Source organism: Paraburkholderia sp. WS6 (assembly GCF_030464835.1).
GTDB lineage: Bacteria > Pseudomonadota > Gammaproteobacteria > Burkholderiales > Burkholderiaceae > Paraburkholderia > Paraburkholderia madseniana.
Genome location: NZ_JALQCK010000001.1, coordinates 153,259 through 177,483 on the forward strand (window position 1 = coordinate 153,259; position 24,225 = coordinate 177,483).

At 60.7% G+C, this 24,225-nt stretch carries 19 protein-coding genes and 1 tRNA gene; 8 read left to right on the forward strand and 12 right to left on the reverse strand.

The window, feature by feature from the left end; genetic code table 11:
- Positions 1 to 17: 17 nt before the first annotated feature.
- Positions 18 to 3,035 (reverse strand): FAD-binding and (Fe-S)-binding domain-containing protein, encoded by a 3,018-nt coding sequence (locus tag M0D64_RS00655; RefSeq protein WP_266256284.1) that lies wholly within the window; start codon positions 3,033 to 3,035, stop codon positions 18 to 20.
- Between the two features lie 54 nt (positions 3,036 to 3,089).
- Complete coding sequence (locus M0D64_RS00660; protein ID WP_266256483.1) at positions 3,090 to 4,118, reverse strand: DUF1338 domain-containing protein; 1,029 nt, start codon at positions 4,116 to 4,118, stop codon at positions 3,090 to 3,092.
- 177 nt (positions 4,119 to 4,295) lie between these two features.
- Between M0D64_RS00660 and M0D64_RS00665 the strand changes: the two genes are divergently transcribed.
- Entirely contained in the window at positions 4,296 to 5,228 is a 933-nt protein-coding gene (locus M0D64_RS00665; RefSeq protein WP_266256285.1) for a LysR substrate-binding domain-containing protein, read from the forward strand.
- A 42-nt stretch (positions 5,229 to 5,270) separates the two neighbouring features.
- Here M0D64_RS00665 and M0D64_RS00670 read toward each other — a convergent pair whose 3' ends face one another.
- Entirely contained in the window at positions 5,271 to 6,404 is a 1,134-nt protein-coding gene (locus tag M0D64_RS00670; protein WP_154557890.1) for a 4-hydroxyphenylpyruvate dioxygenase family protein, read from the reverse strand.
- 328 nt (positions 6,405 to 6,732) lie between these two features.
- Positions 6,733 to 7,731, reverse strand: coding sequence for a pca operon transcription factor PcaQ (gene pcaQ / locus M0D64_RS00675; protein WP_266256286.1), 999 nt, complete (start codon positions 7,729 to 7,731; stop codon positions 6,733 to 6,735).
- A gap of 107 nt (positions 7,732 to 7,838) precedes the next feature.
- Here pcaQ and pcaH point away from each other — a divergent pair, with 107 nt between their 5' ends.
- Together pcaH and pcaG are read left to right on the forward strand one after the other, a co-directional pair.
- Complete coding sequence (gene pcaH, locus M0D64_RS00680; RefSeq protein ID WP_266238011.1) at positions 7,839 to 8,543, forward strand: protocatechuate 3,4-dioxygenase subunit beta; 705 nt, start codon at positions 7,839 to 7,841, stop codon at positions 8,541 to 8,543.
- A gap of 3 nt (positions 8,544 to 8,546) precedes the next feature.
- Positions 8,547 to 9,134: a protocatechuate 3,4-dioxygenase subunit alpha gene (gene pcaG / locus M0D64_RS00685; RefSeq protein ID WP_266238009.1), complete on the forward strand. Its 588-nt coding sequence runs from the start codon at positions 8,547 to 8,549 to the stop codon at positions 9,132 to 9,134.
- Between the two features lie 193 nt (positions 9,135 to 9,327).
- Here pcaG and M0D64_RS00690 read toward each other — a convergent pair whose 3' ends face one another.
- Positions 9,328 to 9,591, reverse strand: a complete 264-nt coding sequence (locus tag M0D64_RS00690) for an H-NS family nucleoid-associated regulatory protein (RefSeq protein WP_266256287.1) — start codon at positions 9,589 to 9,591, stop codon at positions 9,328 to 9,330.
- A 460-nt stretch (positions 9,592 to 10,051) separates the two neighbouring features.
- On the opposite strand from M0D64_RS00690, the gene M0D64_RS00695 reads away from it, so the two are divergent.
- From M0D64_RS00695 to M0D64_RS00705, 3 genes are all read left to right on the forward strand, one after another.
- The gene (locus M0D64_RS00695; protein WP_093635011.1) at positions 10,052 to 10,687 is read left to right on the forward strand and encodes a LysE family translocator; all 636 of its coding nucleotides are present in this window, start codon (positions 10,052 to 10,054) and stop codon (positions 10,685 to 10,687) included.
- A 292-nt stretch (positions 10,688 to 10,979) separates the two neighbouring features.
- Positions 10,980 to 11,183, forward strand: a complete 204-nt coding sequence (locus tag M0D64_RS00700; protein WP_007178877.1) for a cold-shock protein — start codon at positions 10,980 to 10,982, stop codon at positions 11,181 to 11,183.
- Positions 11,184 to 11,468: 285 nt separating this feature from the next.
- Positions 11,469 to 11,693 carry a hypothetical protein gene (locus M0D64_RS00705; RefSeq protein WP_093635010.1) on the forward strand — a complete coding sequence of 75 codons (225 nt, stop codon included), beginning with the start codon at positions 11,469 to 11,471 and terminating at the stop codon, positions 11,691 to 11,693.
- A 93-nt stretch (positions 11,694 to 11,786) separates the two neighbouring features.
- On the opposite strand, the gene M0D64_RS00710 is transcribed toward M0D64_RS00705, so the two are convergent.
- On the reverse strand, positions 11,787 to 13,418 hold the full coding sequence (locus M0D64_RS00710) for an acyl-CoA synthetase (RefSeq protein WP_266256288.1): 1,632 nt from the start codon (positions 13,416 to 13,418) through the stop codon (positions 11,787 to 11,789).
- A gap of 157 nt (positions 13,419 to 13,575) precedes the next feature.
- Here M0D64_RS00710 and M0D64_RS00715 point away from each other — a divergent pair, with 157 nt between their 5' ends.
- Positions 13,576 to 14,322 (forward strand): Crp/Fnr family transcriptional regulator, encoded by a 747-nt coding sequence (locus M0D64_RS00715; protein WP_266256289.1) that lies wholly within the window; start codon positions 13,576 to 13,578, stop codon positions 14,320 to 14,322.
- 247 nt (positions 14,323 to 14,569) lie between these two features.
- Entirely contained in the window at positions 14,570 to 16,129 is a 1,560-nt protein-coding gene (locus M0D64_RS00720; RefSeq protein WP_266256290.1) for a methyl-accepting chemotaxis protein, read from the forward strand.
- Positions 16,130 to 16,251: 122 nt separating this feature from the next.
- Here M0D64_RS00720 and M0D64_RS00725 read toward each other — a convergent pair whose 3' ends face one another.
- From M0D64_RS00725 to M0D64_RS00750, 6 genes are all read right to left on the reverse strand, one after another.
- Positions 16,252 to 16,605, reverse strand: a complete 354-nt coding sequence (locus tag M0D64_RS00725) for a transposase (RefSeq protein ID WP_266256291.1) — start codon at positions 16,603 to 16,605, stop codon at positions 16,252 to 16,254.
- Positions 16,606 to 16,963: 358 nt separating this feature from the next.
- Positions 16,964 to 18,106: a porin gene (locus tag M0D64_RS00730; RefSeq protein WP_154557898.1), complete on the reverse strand. Its 1,143-nt coding sequence runs from the start codon at positions 18,104 to 18,106 to the stop codon at positions 16,964 to 16,966.
- 951 nt (positions 18,107 to 19,057) lie between these two features.
- Positions 19,058 to 19,145: transfer RNA gene (locus M0D64_RS00735), tRNA-Ile, on the reverse strand.
- 152 nt (positions 19,146 to 19,297) lie between these two features.
- Entirely contained in the window at positions 19,298 to 21,688 is a 2,391-nt protein-coding gene (gene rpoD, locus M0D64_RS00740) for an RNA polymerase sigma factor RpoD (RefSeq protein WP_154557899.1), read from the reverse strand.
- A gap of 93 nt (positions 21,689 to 21,781) precedes the next feature.
- Positions 21,782 to 23,653 carry a DNA primase gene (gene dnaG / locus M0D64_RS00745; protein WP_266256292.1) on the reverse strand — a complete coding sequence of 624 codons (1,872 nt, stop codon included), beginning with the start codon at positions 23,651 to 23,653 and terminating at the stop codon, positions 21,782 to 21,784.
- Positions 23,654 to 23,731: 78 nt separating this feature from the next.
- Positions 23,732 to 24,178, reverse strand: coding sequence for a GatB/YqeY domain-containing protein (locus tag M0D64_RS00750; protein ID WP_028196181.1), 447 nt, complete (start codon positions 24,176 to 24,178; stop codon positions 23,732 to 23,734).
- Positions 24,179 to 24,225 lie beyond the last annotated feature (47 nt).

A 24,225-nucleotide genomic window follows, 5' to 3' on the forward strand; every position in this document is an offset into this window, starting at 1 on the left:
GACGGCGCTACGGCCCCTTAACGGCGTGCCGCCAACGCCCGCTGCGCTAGTTGCGCGATATGCATCGCGTGTTGCCCGGTCTCCTGTTCGATCTGCTCCCGGCAACTGAAGCCGTTGGTTAGTACGATCGTTTCCGCGTTTGCCGCCGCAGCAGCACGCACCGCTGGAAACAGCGTGTCTTCGCCGATCTTCTCCGAAAGCGCGTGATGCTCGTCGTTAAAGCCGAACGATCCCGCCATGCCACAGCATCCCGTATCGAGCAATTTCCACTTCACGCCAAGCTTGTTCAGCAGCGCGGTATCGCCTTGCATACCGAACAGCGCCTTCTGATGACAATGCCCGTGCACGATCACGTCCGCTGCAAGCGTCGGCCAATCGAACGGCTGACGCGCGACGAAATCGGAAAATAGAAACGTCTGCGCCGACAGTTGCGTCGCTAAAGCGTGATCGGGGAACTGCTTCAGCAGTTCATCCTTGAACACCGATAAGCAACCGGGTTCGAGCCCGACCAACGGCACCCCCGCGGCGATGTCCTCCCCGAGATCATCGAGAATGGTGGTCAGCAACTCGCGCGCACGGTCGAGTAAACCGAAGTCATACAGCGGACGCCCGCAGCACAAACGGTTCTTCGGTAGCACGACGTGCCAACCCATTTGCGTCAGCACATCGGCCGCGGCCTGCGCGATCTCTGGCGTGAAGTGATCGTTGAACGTATCGACCCACAGGATGACTTTCTTCACGTCACTACGAGAACGAGCATCAAGCTCCGTCTGAGGCGAACGCCGGGCAATCTGTCGATACGTCCGCGTCGCAAACTTCGGCAACTCACGTGCTTGCGCGACACCGGCGACCCACTTCCCAACCGCAGCCAACCCAGGCGCCGACGTCATAAAATTCGTGAAACGCGGAAAGCGCGCCGCCCACGGCGCCCATTCGCCAATGCGCCCCATAAACAACGCCTGACGCGGTCGGCGATTCGTCTCGTAGTAATGCGAAAGAAACTCCGCTTTGTACGACGCCATATCCGTATGCGTCGGGCAGTCGGATTTGCAGCCCTTGCACGCGAGGCAGGTATCAAGCGCCTCTTTCACTTCACGGCTTTGCCAGCCATCGGTGATCACGTCGCCTTGCAGCATTTCCCAGAACAGATGCGCGCGGCCACGTGTCGAGAATTTCTCTTCACGTGTCGCACGAAAGCTCGGGCACATCGTGCCGCCTTCGAGCGAGCGGCATTTGCCCATGCCGATGCATCGTTCGATCTCGCGCTGAAAACCGTCGCCTTCCTGGCTCGCGAATGTGAGCTTCGTTTGCAGTGTCACGGGCTTGTAGGCCGGACCCATGCGCAGGTTTTCGTCGGCGCGATACGCATGGACGACCTTGCCGGGATTCAATCGATTGGCCGGGTCCCAGATCGCCTTGAACTGCTCCATCGCCTGCATCAGTTCGGGGCCGTACATAATCGGCAGGAATTCGGCCTTGGCCTGGCCGTCGCCATGTTCGCCCGAGAGCGAGCCACCGAATTCGACCACCAGTTCCGCGGCCTCGCGCAGAAACTTGCGCCACGTCGCGACGCCTTCCACGCTGCGCAGATCGAAGGTAATGCGCGCGTGGACGCAGCCGTCGCCGAAATGACCGTATAGACTCGTCTCGTAGCCATAGCGATCCACCAGCGCCTGAAACGCACGCAGATAATCGCCGAGACGCATTGGATCGACCGCCGCATCTTCCCAGCCGACTACTGGATCGGGCGTGCCCGCATCCACCGACAAGGCCACCGCCGACGCGCCCGTCTCGCGGATCGACCACACCTTCGCCTGCAGAGCACGATCTTCGACAAGCATCGCGGACACGTTCGGTCCTGCTGCGCCCGACGAGAAATATGCCTCAGCGGTTTGCGCCTGATGCACGGCGTCGTCTTGCGTATCAGCACCGAATTCGAGCACGACCCAGGCATCGCCTTCCGGCAAGAGCGCGATCTCGTCCTTCTTCAACCCGCGCGCCTGCAAGCCGCGAATGATCGCACGGTCGAGCCCTTCGATCGCGATCGGCCCGCAGCGCATGAAATGCGGCACGGCGTCCGCGGCGGTGTAGATATCGGTGAAACCGACCACGACGATCACGCGTTTCGCCGGGCTCTTTACGAGCCGAACTTTCGCCTGCAAGGTCACCGCACAGGTGCCCTCGGTGCCGACCAACGCACGTGCGACATTGAAGCCGTTTTCCGGCAGCAGTTGATCGAGGTTGAAGCCCGACACGCGCCGCTTGATCTGCGGGAATTTCGCGCGAATCTGATCGGCGTAGGTGTCGCGTAGTTGCTTGAGCGCGGCGTAGATTTCGCCCTGGCGGCCACCTGCGGCGATGATGCGTTCGAGTTCGTCGTCCGGAGTAGGGCCGACCCAGAAACGGGCGCCATCGAAGGTTGCGATTTCCAACGCCTCGACGTTCTCCACCGTCTTGCCGGCCATTACCGAATGCGCGCCGCAAGAGTTGTTGGCGATCATGCCGCCGAGCGTGCAGCGACTGTGCGTCGCGGGATCGGGTGCGAACGTGAGGCCGTGTGCTTCGGCGGCGTCGCGCAACGTGTCGCAGATCACGCCTGGTTCGACGATCGCTACGCCCGCGACAGGGTCGACCGACACGACGCGGTTTACATACTTGCTCGCGTCGGCCACCACCGCGACGTTCACGCATTGGCCGTTCTGCGAGGTGCCACCGCCGCGCGGAAGAAAGGGCACGTCATTGCGGCGGCACGCAGCGAGCGTTTCGAGCAGATCGTCGACGTCCGATGGCACCACCACGGCGAGCGGGACTTGCCGATAGTTCGACGCATCCGCCGCATAGAGCGCTTTCGAGCCCTGATCGAAGCGCACTTCACCGCGCACGTTGCGGCGCAGGTCGGCTTCGAGCGCCTGCATAACAGCAGCGGCCCCTTGAAAGGGCTTGGCAACGCGCGGCGCTTTCGACGTGTCATGAGCCGCGTCACTCAACGAAGCATTCACGCCCGCGCCCTGCTCTTCATCTAATGACGTTCCCACCTTGCCCCTCATGTCTCGTGTTCAACGCCCACGCTATCGCCTTGCGCTTACGAATTAAGCCGCCTGGCTCGCGGTCATCTTGAAGATGCCCTGCGCGTTGCCCGCGTCGAAACGCAGGTCCGTTTCCCAGCGGCGCGCGTCCTGATCGAAGGTCCGCTTGCGCGTGATGAACTCGTAGAACGAACCCGGCACCTCGCGCGTCACGATGCTGCCATCGGCCGCGCGGAATTCGCGCCGCACGATGTCCGCACGGTACGCGGTCTGAAACACGCGGCCCGAACGCGAACGCTCGACTTCCGGCTTCATCGGACGACCCTTCGCCTTTTCGTCGTCGGAGAGCTTGAACACGTCCGCGACGCGATCGGTAGCGTGATTGAAAGCGTTGCCTTCGGTCGCGATCCACGCCATTTCGGCCGACTCCTTCAACAATACTTCGTAATCGGCTTCGCGTGGCGTCTCATGCTGACGCGCGAACGCGCCAACGATCACCGGCAGCAATGCGTGAGCCGCATCGAGCGGCAACACGCCTTCGCGTTCGAGCTCCCACAACTGGCCGGCGGCTTGCGGCGTCAACGGATCGCGAGAGGCGCCGATCACGTTCGTCACGGCCTGCTGAAACTCTGCCGAGAAACGCTCGGGATGCAATTCGCTAACGAAGAACTGCGCGATCTCATCGGGGGCGTCATCGTGCGCCCAGGCGCGGCCGGTCATGCCCAGGCGGTCGAGCGGATAACGGCCGTTGATGCTGAAGCCGAGCGGCCGTAGGATGCGCGCGAAAGCCGCTTCGCCCGGCGGCAACGCGCCGCTCTCCGCCCAGCGCACCGTGCGCAATGCGCCATGATCGAAGTAGACGCTGCCACCAGCGGCGATCGTCTCCTCGGTGTACTGGCGGCCATTCGCCGAGCGGGCCAGCAGGTCTTCGAACAGCGCCATGTTCATGGCCTGCGCCAGTTCGGCGCGGGTGACGGTGCCGTCCTCCCATTCATTGAGGATCTGCGGATGGTTCAGGGTGGCGAACAGCCTCGCGGTTTTCTCGACGCCGAGCAGTTTCATCAGCAGTTGTTCGACATTCGCATTCTTGATGTTTCGCATATCGGTTCCGGGCGGGGTGCGGTGAGCACGCGTTCGTGTGTTTGGCGATGGCCTGCCGGCATGGCTTCGAGGCGCAAACGCGGCATCGTTGGATGCGAGATTATTCAAATTCGCAGCGCCGCCGTAAAGCGAGATAAAATCGCCACTTGATGCATTTTTGGAATCAACGTGCGAAAGTTCAAGATCCCCAACATGGGCGCCCTGCTCGCTTTCGAAGCCGCCGCGCGGCACGAGAGCTTCACGCATGCGGCGCGCGAGCTGTTCCTCACCGAAAGCGCGGTATCCCGGCAGATCAATACGCTGGAGAGCAATCTCGGCGTGCGGCTGTTCGTGCGCGTCAAACAGCGCGTGGTGCTGACCAAGGCGGGCAAGGTCTATAGCGCGCAGGTGCGGCGCTCGCTGGAACAACTGGACCGTGACACGCTGTCGATCATTGCGCATGGCAGCGGCGGTGGTTATCTGGAACTGGCGGTGCTGCCGACTTTCGCATCGCAATGGCTGATTCCGCGCCTGGCGGCATTCAATGCGCAGTATCCGGATGTGCGGGTCAATATGGGCGTGCGCACCGGCACCTTCCCGTTCGCCGAGACGCATTTCGAAGCCGCGATTCACTACGGCAAGCCGACATGGCCAGGCACGTCGGCGGATTTTCTGTTTAGCGAGGAAGTCGTGCCGGTGTGTGCCGCGAGTCTGCTGGCCCGGCCCGCGGAAACTGCGGCAGATCTGCTGGACTACCCGCTACTGCATTCCACCACCCGGCCTGACGGCTGGGCGTCGTGGTTCGCCAGCCTCGGTGTCGACGATAACCGGACGATGCAAGGCGTCCGTTACGAACTCCACACGATGCTGATCAGCGCCGCCGCGGCCGGTCTCGGCATCGCACTGGTGCCGCGTTTTTTCGTCGACGCACAGCTCGAGCAGCTCGGACTTGTGATGCCACTCGACGCGCCCGCCGTCGCCGACTCGGCGTATTACCTCGTTTATCCGACGGAGTTGAGCCACGGCAAGCCGCTCACGAGCTTTCGCGAGTGGCTGTTGCGGGAAGCGGCGGCATACAGCGCCGTGAATCCTGGGCTGGGCGGCAATCCCGATACTGATTGATTCAGCGGCAGGCGCCGAGTGGCAAACGGCAAGCGCTAAGCGTTAAGCGCCGGTTTGCTCGCGTGCCTGCGCCAACGCGCTCAAATTGCCTTCGCCGAAACCGTGGTGACCCTGCCGTTGCACGATCTCAAAGAAGATCTCGCCGGCGCCGCGTCGCACAAAGGTCTGAAAGAACAGCAGCGGTACGCCGTCGGCGCCGATCTCGCCGTCCACCAGAACATGCGTGCGCTTGAGCCGCTCGACATCGAGCCCATGACCTGGCAGGCGCGCGTCCAGTTGCTCGTAATAGCGCGGCGGTGGCTCGACGAATTCGACGCCGTTCGCGAGGAGTTGCTCGACGCACGCAAAGATATCGTCGGTGGCGAGCGCGATGTGCTGCACGCCTTCGCCCGGATGATCCGGCAGATAGTCGTGCATCAGATTCGTGCGGCGCGTGCCTTCTTCATACAAAGGCACGCGGATCGCGCCGCATGGAGACACCATCACGCGCGATTCCGCCGACACATGCCAGTTCGCGTGCAGCTCGTGAATCTCGCGGAAGTTAAGCAGGTCGCGATAAAAGTCGAGCCATTCCTGCATCCGGCCCTCACCGACCGTTTGCGTCAGATGATCGACCGCAACTAGGCCGGTGCCCGCGTGACTCAGATCGGCGTGCGCGGTATCGATCTCGATCGGACGGAAGTCGATATCGAAGATCGAGATGTCGCCGAGGCCGCCGCGCTGGCCGCCACGGCCGCGCCACCGGTCGACGAAATAGATGTGCGAATCGCCAATGCCCTGGATTGCCGGAATCAGCAGTTCACCCGCGCCGAGCCGTTCGCCTTCGAACGCCCATGCGCCGAGTTCGATCGCGCGGTCGAAGGCGCGCTGCGCGTTGGCCACGCGAATGCCGATCGCGCAGATGCCGGCGCCGTATTCCTCGGCGTAGCGCTCGGCAAACGAATCCGGCTCCGCGTTGATCAGGAAATGCATCTCGCCCTGGCGATACAGCGTGACGTCCTTGCTGATATGGCGCGCAATCGCCTTGAAGCCGAGTTTCGTGAAGGTCTCGCCGAGCGCCTTCGGCTCGCGCGAGGCGAACTCCACGAATTCGAGGCCGGCGGTGCCAAGCGGATTGTGCTCAGGCGCCGACACGGCGCGCAGCGCGGCGTCTGGAGTGGGCAAGTCGCTGGGCATGGCAATCTCCTTGTGCAGTCTTTCGTACGCTGTTGCGCGTGTTCGTGATGTTTCTGCTGCTCGGTGCGCACCGTCATTCACCTGAAGTGAGCTGCAGTGTGACACCACATGCGTGGTGTGCCGCAGCAATGCGGCCCGCGACGGCTTTTGCACCGTGTTTGTACACCGGGTAGCAGGGCGTTCGCAACCTTCATTTTGTACTGGATGGTTCACGCGCGGTGAATCAAGGCGCAGCGTAGGGCTTCTGTGGCGCTCGTGTCCGTCGCGTCTGTGGTGGCTCTCTTCGCTCTTGTGGCTCCTGCACCGTACCATCGCGGCGCGGCATGCGTCAGATGTTGGGCGTCCCGCCGCGACTGCGTTTGGACGCACGTTTAACCGCAGGCTTGCCAGCGGCCGCCGTCATGCGCAACTGCGCAACCTCGCGCACGGCATCGATAAACGCCCGTCCCACCGGCGACGGCTGCGTGTCCGAGCGCCGGATCAGCCCCACAGGCTCGCCGGTGCCCGCGAACGGCAAGGGCAAACGCACCAACATACCGTGCACCAGTTCATATTCGACGGCGCTCAGTGGCACGAACCACACCGCGTCATTCTCCAGCGTCAACGCACGCCCCGTCGACACCGACAGCACTTCGACAAACCCCGACAACGGCGGCACGCCCCACGCGCTCAGCAAGCTTTCAGCCGATTGCCGGATCAGCGTGCCGAACGGCGGCAGCACAACCGGAAAATCCTCCAGCGACGTGGCCGGCAAGCCGGCCCCCAGCGCCAGCGGATGCCCGGCGCGGACCACGGCAATCAACGGCTCGCTGAAAAGCTGCTCGAAACTGAGCCCGACCATCCGTTCCGGGTCCGCCAGACGCCCGATCGCGAATTCGATCGTGCCGGCCTTTAAACGCTCGAGCAATTCGGGGTTGGCGCCGGTGGCAAGGCGCACGATCACACGCGGCCAAAGCGCGGCGAAGCGCTTCAGCACCGGCGGCACCAGCGCAGCCGCGACGGTCGGCAGAATGCCGATTTCCAGCGTGGCGGCCGCCGCGCCTTCCGCGCGCGCCAGCAAGTCCACACCCTGTCGCAACGCACTGACACAGGCGCTCGCATGCGGCATGAAAAGCTGCCCCTCGCGGGTCGGCACGGCGCCGTGGCGGCCGCGCTCGAAGAGCTTCACGCCGAGAATCGCCTCCAGTTCGGCAACCGTCTTGGAGACCGCGGGCTGCGTAATGGACAGGCTTTCGGCCGCCCGCTGCACGCCGCCGAACTGGGCGACGGCCAGGAAGCACTGGAGATGACGGAATTTGACGCGGCTGTCCGCGAGGCTGCGTTGCATAACGGTAGGTTATACGAAATGGGCGAAAACGTCATTTTGCATAACCTCTCGGGTTAGATAAAGTCGCTCCATACGCTGTATCCCACAATTCCCCGAAGGAGACACTGATGGACGATTCCTTTCTCACCGCGCGCGACTTCGCGTCCCACCCCGCCTACGTCTATCCCGGCTACGGTTCTTCGGTCAAACGCGGCCCGACGCGTCCGCTGATTCCGCTGAAGGAAAAACTGCGCGACCAGCGCGTGCCAGTCTACGGCACGGAAGACCTGGGCGCGCTCGATCACGATCTGACGCGCAATGCGGTGCGCAACGGCGAACCGCTCGGCGAGCGCATCATCGTGACGGGCCGTGTGCTCGACGAAGGCGGCCGCCCGGTGCGCAATACGCTGGTTGAGATCTGGCAAGCCAATGCTGCCGGCCGCTATGTGCACAAGAACGATCAGCACGACGCACCGCTCGACCCGAACTTCCTCGGCGCAGGCCGCTGCATCACCGACAACGAAGGCCGCTATCGCTTTCTGACGATCAAACCAGGCGCTTACCCTTGGGGTAATCACCCGAACGCGTGGCGTCCGAATCACATTCACTTCTCGCTGTTCGGCGACCATTTCGGCTCGCGCCTCGTCACGCAGATGTATTTCCCCGGCGACCCGCTGTTGGCCTTCGACCCGATTTTTCAAGGCACGCCCGAGCACGCACGCGACCGCCTGATTGCAAATTTTTCGCTCGATACGACGCAAGAGGCCTATGCGCTCGGCTACGACTTCGACATCGTGCTGCGCGGCCGCAACGAAACCCCGATGGAGCGCTAAGCCATGACGACCCTCAAGCAAACGCCTTCGCAAACGGTTGGACCGTACTTCGCCTACGGTCTGTGCCCGCAGCAATACGACTTCGCCTTCAAGAGCCTGTTTACGCCAGTTCTGGCCGACCGCGAAGCGGCCGGCGAGCACATCACGATCGTCGGCCAGGTGTTCGACGGCGATGGCAAGGTGATCGGCGATGCGATGCTGGAAATGTCGCAGGTGGACGCGCAAGGCCACTACCCGGAATCACGCGAGGAAATCCTGAAGACCGGTTTTCGCGGCTTCGCCCGCGTCGGTACGGGCACCGATCCACTCCAACGCTTTGTCGTTGAAACGGTGAAACCCGGCCGCGCAAACCCGAACGAAGCGCCGCATCTAAACGTGATTGTGACGATGCGCGGCATGCTGCTGCACACCTTCACGCGCATCTATTTCGAGGACGAAGCCGAGGCTAACGAGCGGGATGCCGTGCTGGCAGCGGTTCCGGCGGACCGGCGCGGCACGCTGATCGCGCGCTGCGAGCCGAACACGGCCAATGTGTACCGGTTCGATATCTATATGCAGGGCGACAAGGAAACCGTGTTTTTCGATCTGTGACGCGGATTTTCTACACTTTCATATAGCTTTCACATACACTGGAGATGATCCGTCTAGCGACTGGATCGCGAAACTCCGAGTAGGTTAAGCCCGCCCCGCGCGGGCTTTTTTTTGGATGCCAAATCAATTTGCACAACGCGATGTAGCGCAGCCACGCAGGAAAACGATTAGCAGAAGAAACGGAGGCCACCGCTCAACAGCGGAAATGGTCGATGTTCTGTCCAGCGTAGATTGCGCGCGCAAGCCAATCCGGCTTTTCGCCATGACCGTCCCACGTATTTCCGTAGGCGTCGCGATACATCACGGCCCGGACTGCGGCTTTGTCGGCTTCGATTGCACCAGCAAGCGCTTCAATCGTAATGCCGTATTCGTCCATGCGTCGGCGGATCCACACGATCAGGCGCTCACGCGCATTCCCGTCGAGGTCGAACAGCCGTTGTTCTTCTCGCTCTTTCATAACGTACCGGTTTCGCGGCTGATAGTGCTCGCGTTGGAAAAACAAAGGCTTCGCTAAACAACGCGAAGCCTATGCGTGAATCAGATGGGTTGAGTGCGAATCGAACTCACGACGCCGCTCCTGATGCGCGACAACTCGCATCGGGAATCATGCCCAATAAATCCTGGATTTAGGGGAATTCGTCGGCAAACGGCTCGAATCGCGCCCGATCGGCCTTGGTGCTCCAAGGCTGCTTTAGCGTATGGAAGGGGATTCTAGCATCCAATTTCCGCTGCTTGCAGCAACTGATTGGCTGCGTGCGGTGATGGGCTTTCTTTGTCATTCGGTTGGCGTTCGTTACCGGCTTTTTCGATTCTTATTGGTTCTTTATTGGTTCTATTGGCGCTGACCGAAAACAAAACCTCGCCCTCCCATGCTATGTTCACTGATCCGCATCGCCGCCTGTAGGAGACACACAAAAATGCCCGCCTCGACCGCCATCGTCACAATCCTGGCCGCACTGCTGCTCGGTGCAATGAGCCCAGGACCGAGCTTCGTTATCGTTGCACGCAATGCAATCGGACTCTCGCGCGGCGACGGCCTTGCGACAGCGGCCGGCATGGGCATCGGCGGCGTGTTCTTTAGCGGTATCGCCTTGCTCGGCCTGTACACCTTGCTGGCGACAGTGGAATGGCTGTACGTCGGCTTGAAAGTGGCGGGCGGCCTTTATCTGATCTACCTTGCGTCGAAGATCTGGCGCGGTGCGGCCAAACCGCTCGCGTTCGACGCTGCGCAAGCCGCCGCTACCAACGTGCGCAAATCGTTCTGGATCGGTTTGAGCACACAACTCAGCAATCCGAAGACAGCGGTCTACTACGGCAGTATCTTCGCGGCCTTGCTTCCGCAACATCCGCCGCTGTGGTGCTACTTTGCATTGCCCCCTGCGATCTTCGCCATTGAAGCCGGCTGGTACACCGTGGTCGCCTTGTGCTTTTCGAGCAAACGTCCGCGTGAAATCTATCTGCAGTGGAAGGCCTGGATCGATCGCGTCGCCGCAAGCGCAGTTGCCGCGCTCGGATTACGCCTGATCCTGACGGCGCATAAAGTGGGCATCTGAAACCGAAACCCAGTTGGAATGACTTGCCGTGCCGCGCGACACGGCAAGCGAGCAACGAGGGTCACATGGCCACACGCCCCTCATGCACAAACGGTGCCCATAACAAAACAGTTACAAGATAAGTGTTGACGCTGGCATGCCCGGCGGTTACTGTGGCACCCGAAGTTCAAGAAGTTCGATTGCTGTTCATCAATGTCTCGCTCCTCAGCGGTATTCGTTGTCCTCTCCCTCCTTGACGCTTCACGCGCTCCTCAACCGAGCAAATTTTTCTATTTTTACTCAAGGATTCTTCATGGATACCGGTACCGTTAAGTGGTTCAACGACAGCAAAGGCTTTGGCTTCATCACCCCGGACAAGGGCGGCGACGACCTGTTCGCGCACTTCTCCGAAATCAGCGGCGACGGCTTCAAGACGCTGGCTGAAAATCAGAAGGTGAGCTTCGAAACGAAGCAAGGCCCGAAGGGTCTGCAAGCGGCTAACATCAAGCCGATGTAAGTTTGAAGGGCTCGGTGTCCGGCAACGGACATCGGGCTGCAGCGACATCCTCGCGGAGCTTTGTCTCCCACAGTTGGCGCGATCGCTTTTAGCTGCATATATTGCTCAGCTAGCCTAAGCGCCAAACGCCTCGTTGCACCTCATTCTCCCCTCTGGCTTTAACGCCCTTTTTAGCTTTCCGACTGCGTTTGGATTCGGCTCGCAATGGCTTGAATCGGCTCGTCCGCGTGACCCGTATAACGGCTCGCACGGCAGGCGCGCACTCGAACATTATTAAAATATAAAATGCAAAACAAACATATTCATCATTACAACGGCTATGCCGTCAAACCCTCGGCACATCGTTTGCCCGACGGTAGCTTCTCATCCAACCTGTTGCTCGAACGCGCTAACAGCGCGCGTACCGAAGGGCGCTACCAGTTCTATTCGCTCGATTACTTCCCGAACGAAGAACAGGCACTGCAGCACTCGGCACGCTGGGCACGACGTTGGGTCGACACGCGCGGTTAAGCGCGAGTCGAAGCTGATGCGCGCGGAACCCCGCGCTTGCATCGCTCAGCACCCATAGCGCGCCATTCGGTGCGCTAGACCCTCGCGCGCGATCTATTCGGTTTGTTCCGCCTTGATCCGCGCGCGCAGTTCGAACTTCTGAATTTTTCCCGTCGACGTCTTCGGCAATTCGCCGAAGCGCACCGCTTTTGGCAACTTGTATCCTGCAAGAAACAGCCGGCAGTGCGCGATGATCTCTTCTGCGCTCACCTGAGCGCCCTCCTTGAGTTCGACGAAGGCGCAGGGTACCTCACCCCACTTCGGATCGGCCATCGCCACCACGGCGGCAACCGACACCGCAGGGTGACGGTACAGCGTGTCTTCGACCTCGATGCTCGAGATGTTCTCGCCGCCCGAAATGATGATGTCCTTGCTGCGATCACGGATACGGATGTAGCCGTCAGGCATCCGCACGCCGAGATCCCCGGTATGGAACCAGCCGCCGCGGAAGGTCGCTTCCGTGGCGCGCTCGTTCTTCAGGTACCCCTTCATGCAGATATTGCCGCGGAACATGATCTCGCCGAGCGTTTCGCCGTCGTCAGGCACGGGCGCGAGCGTGTCCGGGTCGAGTACCGTTACGGCTGCCTGCAAGTGATAGCGCACACCTTGCCGCGCGTTCATTTCGGCACGCGCGTTGTCATCGAGCGTGTCCCATTCTTCCTGTTTTGCGCAAACGGCGGCCGGTCCGTACGTCTCGGTGAGTCCGTACACGTGCGTCAGATCGAAGCCGATCTCCTTCATCTTCGCGATCACTGCCGGTGCGGGCGCCGCGCCCGCCACCATCGTCGACACGCGATGCGTGATGCCCTCACGCCATTCGACGGGCGCATTCGCGAGCGCGCTTTGCACGATCGGTGCGCCGCAATAATGCGTGATGCCTTCGTGGCGAATCAGTTCGAATACCGTCTTCGCGTCGAATTTGCGTAGACAGACGTTGACGCCGGCACGCGCGGCAACGGTCCATGGGAAACACCAGCCGTTGCAGTGAAAGAGCGGCAAGGTCCATAGGTAGACCGCATGCTTGGGCATATCCCATTCGAGGATATTGCTGAGCGCATTCAGATACGCGCCGCGATGGTGGTAAACCACGCCTTTAGGATCGCCCGTCGTGCCCGACGTGTAGTTCAACGCGATAGCGTCCCACTCGTCGGCGGGCAAGGTCCAGGCGAACTCGGGGTCGCCGGTTTGCAGGAAGGCTTCGTAGTCGGTTGCGCGGATAAACTTGCTGGCGTCGGCGGGCATTGCATCGGCCACGCTGATCACGCGCAACTCGGGGAATTCCAGCGCGGCGCGGTGCGCCAATTCGCTGTACTCCGTATCGACGATCAAGGCCTTCGCCTCGCCATGACGCAACATGAACAGCAGCGACGACACGTCGAGCCGCGTATTCAGCGTATTGAGCACGGCGCCGGCCATCGGCACGCCGAAATGAGCTTCTATCATCGGAGGAATATTCGGCAGCAAAGCGGCAACCGTGTCGCCGCGTTCTATACCGGCCTGCTGCAACGCGCTGGCCAGACGCCGCGCGCGCTCGTAGGTTTCGCGCCAGTTACGGCGAATCTCCCCATGGACGACCGCCAGCCGCTCACCGTAGACTTCCGCTGCGCGTACGATGAAATCGATGGGCGTCAGCGGGACATAATTGGCCTCGCGCCGCTGGAGGCCTTCTTCGAACATGTGTGTCATCGCTTGTCTCCTGAGGCGCTGGCCGCGCCGTCGATTTTTCTGATTGATGAGCTAGCCTAGCAATTGTCATGGTGAACTGTCTGTCATTCAAATGACAGAGTGGCGCGCCCTGGCTCAATTCACCCGACTTCACTCGCCTACACCCCGCTCGCCGCTTATGGATGACGCACCGTTTACCGCCGTCGCAGACTCCCGCCCGCACCGGCCTGAACGGGTCCCGCGCGCCGATCTGCCGCGGCTTTTCGGCACCTGCGCATGGTTCAGGGCGCTCGCCGCCGAGCACCAAGCCATCGTGCTTGCTAGCGCGCACGCGGAGCGGCTGGAAGGGGGAGCTTGGATTGCGCGCCGCCAGGAGCCGTCAGACTACTGGATCGGCGTCCATTCCGGCCTCATCAAACTCGCCATCTACAACGCCTCGGGACGCAGTTGCACGCTCTCCGGCGTGCCACCCGGCGGCTGGTTCGGCGAAGGCAGCGTGATCAAGCGCGAATTGCGCAAATACGACGTGGCCGCCATTCAGCCTTCGCTCGTGATGTTCGTGCCGTCGGAGACGTTCCATGCGCTGCTCGAATCGAGCCTACCGTTCACCGGTTTTGTGATCCGGCAGTTGAACAACCGCATGGGCGAATTCATCGCGTCGATCCAGAATAGCCGTCTGCTGGATGTCGACGCGCGCGTCGCCCAGTCGCTCGCGCAACTGTTCAATCCGGACCTCTACCCCGATACCGGTCGCACGCTGGCCATTTCGCAGGAAGAAGTCGGCCTGCTGGCAGGCGTGTCGCGGCAACGGATCAACCAGGCACTGCAAAACCTCGAAAGGCTGCAGATTCTGCGCCTCGCGTACAACCAGATCGACGTGCTGGACCTCGAACGCCTCTCAGCGTTTGGTCAGGAGCAGATCTAGGGTAAGCGCGTGCGCCATGCTGCCCGCCGCAGTTTTCCGCAGTTTTCTACGGGTTTGACTCCACTTTCCCCGATTTTCCTCGACGTTTCCCGTATTTCATCGGTCGCCTCGGGCCGGAAATTCACGTTTCAGACAGCAATTTCGGACGCCGGAATAAAGAATCCACAGCAATAGCCGTTATGCCGGCTATGCAACGCTGATTGCAGCCCCTCCCTATTCCGAGTTCAACGTATTGTCGAAACCGATAATGAACCGTCTGACACTAAAACAGAAATTGTGGGTGCCGATACTGCTTTGCTGGGCGGCGCTTCTGATCGTGACCGTTGTGAATGCGTTCGATGCCCGAAACGCTCAAATGGACGCACGGCGCGCGGATCTGGCCGACGTCACCGACATGGCGGTGTCGCTCGTCGCGGACTACGCGAAGCAGGCCGACGCGGGCAAGCTCCCGGTCGATGAGGCCAAACAGCAGGCCATCGCCCGCATCACTGCGCAACGCTACGGCACATCGGGCTACGTGACGATCGTGCGCAGCGATTCGGTAATGGTCGCTCATCCGATGAGTCCGAAGCTGAACGGCAAGGACATGAGCAGCTTCCGCGACGCCAAAGGCAATGCGCTGTATCACGACATCGCGCAGGCAGGCGGCTCGGCGAGCGGCGCAGGCTATCTGCGCTACTGGTGGCCGAAACCCGGCGAGACGGCGCCGAGCGAAAAGATCGGCTATGTGAAGCGCTTCGGCCCGTGGAACTGGGACTTTATCGCCGGCGCCTATATGGATGACATCCAGGCGCAGTTCTACGCGACCCTCGCGCGCTCGGCCGGCATGCTGGTGCTGCTGGGTGTGCTGGTGTCGTTCGTGGCTTCGCGGGTGGTGCGCAACGTATCGCGTTCGATCGGCGGAGAGCCTTCCACGGCAGCGGCGATTGCCATGCAGATCGCGCGCGGCGACCTCGCCACTCACATCGACCTACGGCGCGACGACGCGTCGAGCCTGTTGTTCTCGCTGCGCGAGATGCGCAATCAACTGGCTGCGACCGTCGCGCGGATCAAGACGTCCGCCGAAACGATCACGATCGCCTCGAAAGAGATCGCCGCGGGCAACCTGGATCTGTCGAGCCGTACCGAAGAACAGGCCGCATCGTTGCAGCAGACTGCCGCCAGCATGGACGAACTCACCAAGACCGTCACGCAGAACGCCGACAATGCGGCGACCGCGTCAGAACTCGCGGCGGATGCATCGAACATTGCCGCGCGTGGCGGCCAGGTCGTCAATGACGTGGTCGAGAAAATGGCCGGCATCACCGATAGTTCGCGCAAGATCGGCGAGATCATCAGCGTGATCGAAGGCATCGCCTTCCAGACCAATATCCTCGCGCTGAACGCAGCGGTGGAAGCGGCGCGCGCCGGTGAAGAAGGCCGCGGCTTCGCGGTCGTTGCGGGCGAAGTGCGCAATCTCGCGCAGCGCAGCGCGACGGCAGCCAAAGAGATCAAGGTGCTGATCCATCAGTCCGTCGCGCAGGTCGGCGAAGGCTCGACGCTGGCAGGCAAAGCCGGCAGCACGATCAGCGAGGTGGTCGACGCCGTGCGTCGCGTGACGGCGATCATGAACGAGATCTCGGCGGCCTCGAAAGAACAGAGTTCGGGTATCGGCGAAGTCAATCTCGCGATCCGCCAGATGGACGATGTGACGCAGCGCAATGCTGCGCTAGTCGAACAGGCAGCGGCTGCAGCCGGTTCACTCGACGAGCAGACCGAACGTCTGCGAAATGCGGTTGCAGTGTTCAAGGTCGAACAGCATGCGTGATTGAGCGCTGCCTTCGATCAGCACCTTCATGCAGCAGGCCAAAGCATGCGATTGAAAAGGCCGTCATCCGGTAACCGGATGACGGCCTTTCTGCTTGTTATGCCGAAACGGTTCTGAGCCTGCTACGCTGTGCGCGGATAGCCCCTGCGAGTGACAGGCCGCGTCAGCATGGCATCGGTATCGAACAAGGCAAAGGCGATATTGGCCAGCACCCCTGAATTCTTCCAGCGCAAATAATAGCGATGCGCGGTCTGATAAGGCGCATAGCGGTCGGGCATTGCGTGCCATGGCTTGCCGGTGTGCAGCACCCACAGCACGCTGTTCACCACGCAACGGATGTCGATGCTGGGACGGCCGCGCCGAGGTCCGTGATCTTTCATTTCCGGCAGGAGCGGCACGATGAGATGCCATTGCTCGTCGGTGAGATCCTGAATGGCTGGCGAGCGCGCCAGCGGGTTTGAAGCGGGAGTATCCATGCAGTAAGAACGCGCACCTGCAGCACACGTGCTAGCGTCGCCGCGAAAAATGTCTATAACTCAATCGTTTCAGACTACCCCAAGCGCGCTGTCGCGAAAGTCAATTATTGTCAGACTCGTGTGCACAATTGTTAGAAATCGCCATACGTTATTGCGCCAATGGATTAATGGCGCGGCGGAGGTGGTGGCCTATCATCGGCGCGCCCGGCGCGTAGCAAGCCTGCGCGTCCCGCCCTTGAATGGCGCACCACGGCATCCGGCATTCACGCCGGGTGCCGACCACCAAAGTGGCGCGCCCATAAAAAAAGGTGCCGCGAACGGCACCTTTTCTGCAACAACTAGCTTCTTCTGCTGAAGCTTAGAAGCGGTGACGCAGACCGACCGTAGCGGCCGTCTGGTTCTTCGACGACGACGGCAGTTGCGTCACGTCTCCGCTGTAGATCGAAGCAACACCGCCGTCGCCCATTGCGTGCTGGTACACGGCTTGTGCGTAGACGTCCGTACGACGCGACAGTGAGTAGTCAGCTTGCAGGCCGATCTGGTGGTAGCGAACCGACTCCGAACCACCGTTTGCAGCAACGCCGTAGCCCTTGCCGTCGGTGAACGTGTAAGCAACGCCCAGGCCCAGAGCCGGGGTCACGTTGTACTTGCCGTTGACTTCGTAGTTGTTAGCGCGCAGCGATTGTTGAGCGCCAGCGACGTTGTCGATACGCGATTGCGTCCATGCCAGACCGACGGTAGCCGGGCCGAACGAGTACGAACCTGCTGCGCCGAATTCACGCTGACGGAAGTTACCGGTGAGGCCCAGGATCGAACCGTCCGAAGCTCCGCCGTTGCTTGCCGTGCCTGCTGCGTTCCTTGCGCCCGGGTTGTTCTGCTGTGCGTAAGCAGCGCCCAGGTGCAGGCCTTGCCACTGGTATGCAGCACCCACGCTGTATTCGCGGTTGTTTGCGAATGCGCCAGCCTGGTTCGAGAAGCCGTACGTGCCGCCGAACGTGAAGCCAGCGTAGTTAGCGCTCGAGTACTTGATCGAGTTGTTGACTGCGAAGCCGCCGTTCGTGTTCAGGTTGTCGTTGTTGAACGGGTGCGCGAAGTACGTGCCGCCCCAGCTGCCCGTTGCGGTCAGCGGTGCCAGGTAGTCTTGTGCCGCGTCGTATTGACGACCCAGCGTGACCGTACCGAATTGTGCGCTCGACAGACCGACAAACGCTTGACGGTTGAACATGCCGTTGTTGTTAGCGAACTTGCCGTTGTTGATGTTGAAGCCGCTTTCCAACGTGAAGATTGCCTTCAGACCGCCGCCCAGATCTTCCGAACCGCGCAGACCGAACATGCTTTGGTTGATGCCGCCGCTACCTGCTGCCCACTTTGCGTTGTGGTTGACGTTGCTGGTGTACGTCAAGCCTGCGTCCAGCAGACCATACAGGGTCACGCTGCTTTGTGCGTGAGCGACGGAAGCAAACGATGCGGCAACCGCAACGACGATGAGACTCTTTTTCATGCGTGGGACTCCAGTTCGATAAATTTACGCGGGGAGCGGGACCTGCCTCAGCAGCGCGTGAATCATTCGCTGCCGCCCTGTTCGCCGAACCGTTTCGGATCAGCCGGGCACCCTTGAAACGAAGCGTGAGTGTAGGTGGAGACCCTAGTAGCGACGCCCGCAATTTACGCAACAGGATTTTTCAGAATCCGCAACAATCAAATCGAGATATGCATTAAGTCTTTATCTTTCATACGCTTATCGCAAAATGTGGATGAATGTACGCTTGCTCTGGACAAAAGTTATCCGCAACATCTCAATATTAAAGTTGTGTGAATGCAACAGCATTTAATATGCGTGACGTAATCGGGTCGGAACGTTTGAAAAATGAGAGACATCTGATTGCTCGGAAATCAGGCAATTGCGATAGGCCTAAATCGATGCGGTGTAAATTTATTTTGGAAAAGCGGGAACTTAATTGATTTAATGCAGTCGGCGATTTAACGCCGAATACTCCGAGGAACGGATATCTGCACTAGCTGTGATTAACGCGGGCCGTGAATTGCCGAGCGGCTTGGCGAAGTTGAGTCAGGCGAGGTGAAGCCTTCAGCACGGGCATTGCCCGGAGGTGGACTGCGGCGCCGGCCGCCGCGTGACAAGAACCCGCGCTGAAAGCGGACGGCATACAGCGAACAGCCCCCGTATTCATTTAACGGCACAGCCGTGCGCTTTTTTACACGGAGTTTCCCCTACTTCCCGGTCGCCGGTCTATATCGCCCGCCGTGGAACCGATTAGGCGTTAAGAGTCGGCGCACGCTTGCGCCAGGTTCGCCGATCTCATCTCGAAGTGAAGCGTGATGTTGCTCGGGAACATGCAACGCTTAATAAGCGGCATATTGCCGCATCTGATATTGGATTCTCACCACCAAACAAAAAAGGGTTCCGAAAACTCGGAACCCTTCTTTACATCTTTGGTGGGCCGGGTCGGATTCGAACCGACGATGTCCTTTCGGAGGCGGATTATGAGTCCGCTGCCTGCAACCAGCACGGCGTCCGGCCCAAGAAAAAGACCCGGTCATGAAGGCCGGGCCAATTCGTTGATTGGCCGACATACTACACGAAAAAGGGGCCTTCGCAACCGCTTCGCCTAAGCGAAACAACCGGAAGACCCCTTCAAACCGCTACATCATTTCGCACGACCGCCTGCTTCGATCAATTCCCTTCGAGGAATGACTTCAGCTTGTCCGAACGGCTCGGGTGACGCAGTTTGCGCAGCGCCTTTGCCTCGATCTGACGGATCCGCTCACGCGTCACGTCGAACTGCTTGCCGACTTCTTCGAGCGTGTGATCGGTGCTCATCTCGATACCGAAACGCATGCGCAGCACCTTGGCTTCGCGCGGCGTCAGCGAGTCGAGCACATCCTTCACGACATCGCGCATGCTGGCATGCAGTGCGGCGTCGGCCGGCGCAACCGTGTTCGTATCTTCGATAAAGTCGCCCAGATGCGAATCGTCGTCGTCACCGATCGGCGTTTCCATCGAGATCGGCTCCTTCGCGATCTTCATGATCTTGCGGATCTTGTCTTCCGGCATTTCCATCTTCTCGGCCAGCGTTGCCGGATCCGGCTCGAGACCGGTTTCCTGCAAGATCTGACGCGAGATGCGGTTCATCTTGTTGATCGTTTCGATCATGTGAACCGGAATCCGGATCGTGCGCGCCTGGTCAGCGATCGAACGCGTGATGGCCTGACGGATCCACCACGTGGCATACGTGGAGAACTTGTAGCCGCGACGATATTCGAACTTGTCCACCGCCTTCATCAGGCCGATGTTGCCTTCCTGAATCAGGTCGAGGAACTGCAGACCACGGTTCGTGTACTTCTTTGCGATCGAGATCACGAGACGCAAGTTCGCCTCGGTCATTTCACGCTTTGCCTGACGCGCTTTCAGTTCGCCCGCCGCCATCTGGCGGTTGGTTTCCTTCAGGTCCTTCAGCGGCAGTACGACGCGCGCCTGCAGGTCCAGCAGACGTTGCTGCTGTTCGCGAATGGCCGGAATGTTACGCGTGAGGATCGCGCTATACGCGTGACCTTCGCCGACGATCTTGTCGGCCCATTCCAGATCCGTTTCGCTGCCCGGGAAACGCGCGATAAATTCCGCACGCGGCATGCCGCACTTATCGACCACCGTATGCAGAATCTGACGCTCGACCTGACGCACTTCGTCCACTTGCGCACGCAACGTGTCGCACAGACGCTCGACCGTACGCGCGGTAAAGCGGATCGTCATCAGCTCGTTCTGGATCGTTTCCTGCGCCTTCAGATACGACTTGGACTTGTAGCCTTCCTTCTCGAACGCACGACGCATCTTGTCGAACCATTCGCTGATCATGGCGAACTTCTCGAGGGACGCACGCTTGAGCGCTTCCATCTGCGCTGCGTTGGCCGTGGCTTGCGCGGCGCCGTCGTCTTCTTCCTCGTCGTCCGATTCCTCTTCCTCGGCTTCCTCGTCTTCGCTTTCGATCGCTTCCGCTTCCTGCGCCGAGAAACCGTCCGCATCTTCCGCGTTGGCGTCGATCAGGCCGTCGACCAGTTCGTCGATGCGGATTTCCTCGTTCGCGACGCGCTCGGCCATCGCCAGAATGTCGGCGATCGTGGTCGGGCACGCGGAGATCGCCATCACCATGTGCTTGAGGCCGTCTTCGATCCGCTTCGCGATTTCGATTTCGCCTTCACGCGTCAGCAGTTCGACCGTACCCATTTCACGCATGTACATGCGGACCGGGTCCGTTGTGCGGCCGAATTCGGAGTCGACGGTGGAGAGCGCGACTTCCGCTTCCTCTTCCACTTCGTCGTCTGACGAAGCAGCGGGTGCGTTGTCGTTCAGCAGCAGCGTTTCAGCATCCGGCGCCTGCTCGTACACAGCCACGCCCATGTCGTTGAACGTGCTGATGATGCCTTCGATCGCCTCGGTCTCGGTAAAGTTGTCCGGGAGGTGGTCGTTGATTTCCGCGTACGTGAGGAAGCCGCGCTCCTTGCCGAGCTTGATCAACGCGCGCAGTTTGGCGCGGCGCTCTTCGAGTTCCTCGACGGTGCCCGGCTGCGACGACGCAAACGCGTCCTTCAGCAGTGCTTTTTCCTTTGCACGACGATCGCGAGCCTTGACCTTTTCCACCTTGCCGGGAACGGCAGCAGGGGTTTCTTCGCTTTGGGTTGCGTCGTCATCGACGGGTGTTTCGTTCAGCTTTTTCGTCATGGAGTTCGTCGTACCGGCTGTAGTCTCGACTCGCGGCTGTTGGACAACAGCCGGTTGAACCGTGGATACTGGAGTCTCACGCTCTACCGCATCGTCCTGCGCGGCAGGCGCTTCCCTTGCGCTTCTGACACCCGGCCGTTTTGCGGCCGGTGGTGGTACAGCTTTCGCCGCCCTGACCGGCTCCGCTCGCGCAGCGGAAGTGGTCGAGGATTTCTTCCCGGCAGCAGGTGTGACGCTTGCGGCAGACGCTTTTCTGGGGGAAGAAGCTAACTTGGCCTCGGTGACCTTTCTGGTCGGCTCATTCGAACCTGTGCCCGTTGCTTTTTTTCCGCCTGGTGTCTTTGCCATCGCAATCGCCTTTTCGCCTTTGCTAGGAAAACCATTGAAAAAACAAACCGCTAGAAACTTTTTATTATAGCACTCAGCTTTCTGCCATCCCGCTTACAGCCCGAGCTGGCGCTTCATCTCAGCCCGCTTCTGATTCAGGCCCGTCAGCTCCGCAAACTCCTCCGGCGTGTGCCGGGATTGCAGCGAAAGCTGCTCGAGGCGATCGCAGTAAGCGTCGTATCGCATCTTCAGAATCGCCGCTTTCAACTCCTCTCCGACGATCCGTTCCTGCTCGCGCCGTTCCTCGATGACGGTCGCATCCTCCGGGTCCTTCAGCAGCAAATCCCGGACGTTTTCATCATAGTCTAGAATTTTGCGAAAGATTTCCTCGAAAGTTGGGGCATTTGCGCCGTTTCGCAATAGGTCGGACAGCAACTGAAACTCCGCCGAATCGCCCAGCGCGCGCGCATGCGTCGTCACTTCTTCGAACAGCTCGCCGTGCCGCGTGACGCTCAGAAGCGCCTGTTCGGCTTCCTCGTCGAGCACCGCCACGGTCCGCGGATACATCACCAAATTACGCAGCGTCTTTTCTTCGATCCCGGTCACACTGCGCCGGTCCTTGCGGGCCGGCGCCGATCGGGCGGCCGCCGCGATCCGGGCGTCGACTTCGCATAAAGCGGCCACTTCCTCGAACGGCACGTCGAGCCGGTCGGCAAACATATGCATGATCTGCGCGCGCAGCGCATTCGCGGGCAGCTGCTGCAGCAGCGGTTTCGCGTCGAACAGCGCACGGGCGCGGCCTTCCGGCTGATCCAGCTCCTTGCCGGCCAACACCTCGTTCAGCATGAACTGCGACAGCGGCATGGCGCGCTCGACCTGCTCGGCGAACGCTTCTGTGCCGAATTCACGCACGTAGCTGTCCGGATCGTGCTCGGACGGCAGAAACAGGAACCGGATGGTCCGGTTGTCCGCCGCGTGGGGCAGGCAGGCGTCCAGCGCACGGCGCGCGGCGCGGCGCCCCGCCGAATCGCCGTCGAAGCTGAAGATGACCGTATCGGTCTGGCGCATCAGTTTCTGCACATGAATCGGCGTGCAGGCCGTGCCGAGCGTGGCGACCGCGTTCTGGAACCCCAATTGGGCCAGCGCGACCACGTCCATATAGCCTTCGACCACCAGCACGTAATGCTGTTCACGAATCGCCAGACGGGCCTCGAAGAGCCCGTAAAGCTCGCTGCCTTTGTTAAATAGAGGCGTTTCCGGCGAATTCAAATATTTGGGTTCACCGCCGTCCAGCACGCGCCCGCCGAAGCCGATCACCTGCCCTTTCACATTCCGTATCGGGAACATGATCCGCTCGCGAAAGCGGTCGTACCGGCGGTTCTGACCTTGTGCGTCCGACTTTTCGCTGACGATCACGAGACCGGACTCGACCAGCGAATCATCCCGATAGTTGGGGAAGGCCGGTTCGAGGTTCTGCCAGCCGTCCGGCGCATAGCCGAGGCCAAAACGGGCGGCGATCTCGCCGGTCAGACCGCGTTTCTTCAGATACTGGATCGCGACCGGCGCGACACGCAACTGCTTGCGGTAGAAATCGCAGGCGGTCTGCATGACATCGGACAGCGCCGTGGTCACCGCCTTGGACGCACCCGGCGAATACCCGCCGGAGCCGCCACCGCCGCCATAGCCCGGCGAAGGCTCGTTCGGCACGGTCAACCCGACCGATTGCGCGAGTTCGTTGACCGCCTCGGGGAACGTGGACCCAACGTGCTCCATCAGGAAGCCGATGGCCGTACCGTGCGCGCCGCAGCCGAAGCAGTGATAGAACTGTTTAGTCGGACTAACCGTAAACGAAGGGCTCTTCTCGTTGTGAAACGGGCACAGCCCCATGAAGTTCGCGCCGCCCTTTTTCAACTGCACGTACCGGCCGACCACGTCGACGATATCGACGCGGTTGAGCAGGTCCTGCAGGAATGACGGTGGAATCACAGTGAATGACGCTACCTAAAAAGCTCAAGGCTGTGCGCGCCGTCGAACAACGGCACGCGCAGACCGGAAATACAGGAATTACTTCGCGAGCGCGGCTTTGACTTGCGCCGAGACAGCGGTCATGTCGGCGCGACCGGCCAGCTTCGGCTTGAGCACGCCCATCACCTTGCCCATGTCCTGCGGGCCCGCAGCGCCGGTTTGCGCGACCGCGGCCTGAACTTCGGCAACGATCTCCGCTTCGGACATCTGCGCCGGCATATAGGCGGACAGGATGGCCAGTTCGGCCTTTTCCTTGTCGGCCAGATCCGTGCGGCCAGCGGCTTCGAACTGGCTGATCGAGTCTTTGCGCTGCTTGATCATCTTGTCGATGACGGCGGTGATCGCCGCGTCGTCAAGGGTGACGCGTTCGTCGACTTCGCGTTGCTTGACCGCGGCGAGCAGCAGGCGGATCGTGCCGAGACGCTCGGTCTCACGCGCCCGCATGGCCGCTTTCATGTCGTCGTTGATCTGGTCCTTGAGGCTCATCACTCACCTGAATGCGTTGAAAATTTAAAAACCGGCCGCTTACGGTA